This window comes from Rhizobium sp. PDO1-076 (assembly GCF_000247475.1).
Classification (GTDB): Bacteria; Pseudomonadota; Alphaproteobacteria; order Rhizobiales; family Rhizobiaceae; genus Allorhizobium.
On sequence record NZ_AHZC01000157.1, the window covers coordinates 1 to 4,128 of the forward strand.

A 4,128-nucleotide genomic window follows, 5' to 3' on the forward strand; every position below is an offset into this window, starting at 1 on the left:
CTTGCCACCCTGGCGGACAAACAGGCCGATCTTCACCGAGGAGGAGCCGGCGTTGAACGTCAGCAGCAGTTTGTCGCTCATCGAATGGCGAGCCCCAGGCCTGCCGTGCGTTTTGCCGCCACGAGCTTGGCAAGCGCCGCAGATGTCATGCGCACCCGCAGGCTGTCGGAGCGGCTGGTCAGGATGATGGGCACGCGGGCGCCGAGCACGAGGGCTGCCGCATCGGCATTGGCGAAATAGAGCAATTGCTTGGCCAGCATGTTGCCGGCTTCGAGATCCGGCACCAGCAGGATGTCGGCATCGCCGGCCACGGATGAGACGATGCCCTTGGTGCGCGCCGCCTCCAGGCTGATGGCAATATCGAAGGCAAGCGGTCCATCGACCAGGGCGCCCTTGATCTGACCGCGTGCGGCCATCACGGTGAGGGCGGCGGCATCCAGCGTTGCCGGCATCTTGTCGTTGACCGTTTCGACGGCGGCGAGCACCGCCACCTTCGGCGTGGCGACCCCCAGCATGTGCATGAGATCGACGGCGTTCTGGCAGATGTCGCGTTTCTGGTCGAGTGTCGGGGCGATGTTGATTGCGGCGTCGGTGACCACCAGCAGCTTCGAATAGGCCGGCACGTCCATGACGTAGACATGGCTGATGCGGCGTTCGGTGCGCAGGCCGGAACCGCCGGCAACGACCGCGCCGAGGATTTCGTCGGAATGCAGGCTACCCTTCATCACCGAGCCGACCTTGCCGGCAATGGCAAGCTCGACGGCCAGCGCTGCCGCCGCATGGCTGTGTTCGGTCGACATGATCTCGAAGCCGTCGAGCGCAATGCCGGCTTCGGCAGCCGCTGCACGGATCTTGGCTTCCGGGCCGATCAGGATCGGCTCCATCAGGCCTTCGTCGCGGATCTCGACGGCGGCCTCGATCACATCCGGCGTGCAGGGATGGACGAGCGCGGCCCTCAGCATCGGCAGGGCTCTTGCTTCAGCGACAATCGCGTCGAAGCGGTCATGGCGTTGCAGCGAGACGTCGGGAATGGAGTTTTCCGACCAGACGACACGTCTTTCCGGCGCCTTCACCCGCGCCTGGCCGGCCAGCACGGTTTCACCATGCTGGTTGACGCAGCGCGTGTCGAAGATCACCGTCTGGCCGTCGGCCTGTTTCTGGACAAGGGTAACGGTGGCGGTGATCGTGTCGCCGGGAGCGAGCGACTTCTGGAACTGCAGATCCTGGCCGAGATAGATGGTGCCGGGGCCGGGCAGGCGGGTATCGAGCACGGCCGATACCATGCCGGCGGGGATCAGCGACTGGCCGAGCGGAACCGGATTGTGGTCGCCGGACAAGGCCGCAAAGAGTTCGATGTCGTCGGGTCCGATCAGGCGCGTGATCGCGGCGCTGTCGCCGACCTTCAGTTCCTCGAAGGTGTGGTTGGTGAGGATCGGTTTTTCCATGTCGGCAATGTCGTCCATCTGAAATCGTCCCGGTTCCTGGCGGATCATCATGCGGTTTGCCGGGTCATGCCGCAATGTTGCGCTGCAATATGCCGGCACTATTCCGGTCGGGAGGGCGCCTGTCCTTGACTTATCTCAAGCGGTCTCGGGCTAAAGTCTAAGGGCTGGCCAGAGCCAGGCGTCCGTAAAGCTAAGTGCCGGGCAAGACCCAGCGGTCGCGCCAGGCCGGCTGTGCGTCCGGATAGGGCAATGCCGTCGCGGCATGCACGCCACGGGCGATGGCACGCGCGGTGACCAGCGTGGCGAGATGGCAGAGTTCCAGGAGATCGGCGGGGCTGACAAGATCGCGCTTTCCGGTCGATGCCGTAAACAGCGTGTCGCCGTCGAGCGGTAAATGGGCGGGCAGAACGGCGCGGGCAAGCCCGTCATGGGCGGTGATCGACAGCCGGTGCAGGTCGGCTTTGGCCAACCTGGCATCAGTGACCACCGCGCCGATGGTCGTTGCCGTCAGGCGAAGGCCCTTGATGGTCATGGCCCGGTCAGCCGCGCTGACCTTGGCCGGCAGGCCGAGCCCGCCGAATTCGTCACCTTCCTCGAACGCAGCCGCCCAGAAATGCGGCCCGTCGCCGATCGTCACCGACCCCATGGCGTTGACGGAAACGAGCGCGCCAATCGTGTGGCCGGAGGAGGAGACGGCGCTGGCCGAGCCAATGCCGCCCTTGAGATTGGCGGTCGTGGCACCCGTGCCGGCGCCAACCGTGCCGAGATCGAAGCGACCGATGGCGCAGGCCAGAAACGCCGCATAACCCATGTCCTGGTAGGGCGAATGCAGGCCCCAGTCCTTGTTGCCGCCGTTCAGCAGATCCATCAGGATTGCCTGCGGCACGATCGGCACCTTGACCGGGCCGACCGCAAAGCCACGGCCGATCGCCCTCAGCCCCGACTGCACGCCACCGGCCGCATCGAGCCCGAAGGCCGAGCCGCCCGACAGCACGAAGGCATCGACCTGCTGCACCGTCATCGACGGATCGAGCAGCGCCGTGTCGCGCCCACCCGGCGCCCCGCCGAGCACGATGCCCGAGGCTACCGCCGGTTCATCGAACAGGATGACGGTGACGCCGGAGCCGAGAGTGAGATCGGTGGCATGGCCGACGGAGAGACCGGCAACATCGGTCAGGAGGTTGAGGCGCGCGTGGGGCATGGTGTATGTCTCCGGATGGCTGAGCGGAGAGTGGCGGGGGACTGCGGCGGGATCAAGGGGCGTTTGCGGTTAAGACAATCGGACGGTCGGTTGGATAGCAGGGTTCTAGCAAGCGATCTGCGCGCGCAGGCGGGGGGCGATCCAGTCGAGGAAGCACCGCACTTTCAGCGGCAGGGGATCGGCTGGTGCATGGATCACGTTGACCGGCAGCGGTTCCGGTGCGAATTCCGTCAGCAGTTCCTGGAGCGCGCCGGAGCGCAGGTGATCGGAGATCTGGTAAGACAGCACGCGGACAATACCGATACCGGCCAGTGCGGCCTGAATGGCAGCCTGTGTCGTGTTGACCGAGAGTTTGGCGCGCGGCTCGATGCTGAAGGCCACACCGTCCCGGCGGTAGCGCCATTCCGGCGCCGTGGCAAAGCCCTGAAAGCTTATGCCGTCATGCTGGGCGAGGTCATCCGGTTGGTCCGGCACGCCTTTGCGGGCGAGATAGTCGGGGCTCGCGCAGAGCACCCGGCGGACGGTGCCGAGCCGCGTCGCGATCAGGGCGCTGTCCGTGAGATGCCCAATCCTGAGGGCCACATCGACATGTTCATCCGCCAGGCTGAGCTGCCGATCGGCGAGCGTCAGGCGCAGGTTTATGTCGGGGTGCTCTTTCAGAAATTCCATTACAATGGGCAGCAGATGCCGCTCACCAAAGGCAATCGGTGCGGTCACATGCAGCCCGCCACGCAAGGCGCGGTATTCGCCGCTGGCTTGCCGCTCCGCCACATCCAGTTCCTCTAGAATGCGACGTGATGCGGCGACGAAGGCGCGCCCCTCTTCCGTCATGGCGAGGCCGCGGCGGGTGCGCAGGACCAGGCGCGCACCAAGGTGCTTTTCAAGATCTGCGACCTTGCGGCTGACCGTGGCGAGCGGTGCTCCGAGTCGCCGCGCGCCGGCCGAGAGGCTGCCTGCCTCAACGACCGCCAGCAGTATCGACATTGCTTCAAACCGATCCATCCAATCCTTCCAGAATGTGAGAGGAAATCTCCATAGATGGCAGGATACCCCAATGGTTGTGGATGTCATAGCATTCACTCCGTCTAGGGGTCGCTGGCCGGCCCCCTATTTCCAATGATCCAGGGGAAAAGTCATGCCTCAACTTTCACGCCGCGCCTTTGCCAGTGCCCTGCCTCTCAGCCTGATGGGGGGAAGCCTCCTTGCGGGCGGACTGATCGGCGGCGCGCCGGCCCTTGCCACGACGCAGACTGCCGCCAAGGCACCGGTCAGCGTTACGCCGCTGGCGCAGATCCGCATCGGCCGCTTTACGGTCACAGCCCTGACGGACGGCTATGCCGATATGCCCTACGACTATTTTCCGGGACGTTCCGCGGACGAGGTCGAAAAGGCGGCCGTCGCGCAGTTCACCGCCCGGCAAAGCGGCGTGCGGTTCCTTTTCAACCAGTATCTCATCGAGGATGGCGAGCGCCGCATCCTGAT

At 65.2% G+C, this 4,128-nt stretch carries 3 protein-coding genes and 1 pseudogene; 1 reads left to right on the forward strand and 3 read right to left on the reverse strand.

Annotation, left to right across the window (positions count from 1 at the left end; genetic code table 11):
* Nucleotides 1-77: 77 nt before the first annotated feature.
* From PDO_RS10705 to PDO_RS10715, 3 genes are all read right to left on the reverse strand, one after another.
* On the reverse strand, nt 78-1,463 hold the full coding sequence (locus PDO_RS10705) for a bifunctional enoyl-CoA hydratase/phosphate acetyltransferase (RefSeq protein WP_007601672.1): 1,386 nt from the start codon (nt 1,461-1,463) through the stop codon (nt 78-80).
* 172 nt (nt 1,464-1,635) lie between these two features.
* Nucleotides 1,636-2,646: a P1 family peptidase gene (locus PDO_RS10710; protein ID WP_007601674.1), complete on the reverse strand. Its 1,011-nt coding sequence runs from the start codon at nt 2,644-2,646 to the stop codon at nt 1,636-1,638.
* 105 nt (nt 2,647-2,751) lie between these two features.
* Complete coding sequence (locus tag PDO_RS10715; protein ID WP_192814360.1) at nt 2,752-3,648, reverse strand: LysR family transcriptional regulator; 897 nt, start codon at nt 3,646-3,648, stop codon at nt 2,752-2,754.
* Between the two features lie 133 nt (nt 3,649-3,781).
* On the opposite strand from PDO_RS10715, the pseudogene PDO_RS10720 reads away from it, so the two are divergent.
* A pseudogene (locus PDO_RS10720) lies at nt 3,782-4,128 on the forward strand (MBL fold metallo-hydrolase); the annotation flags it as partial.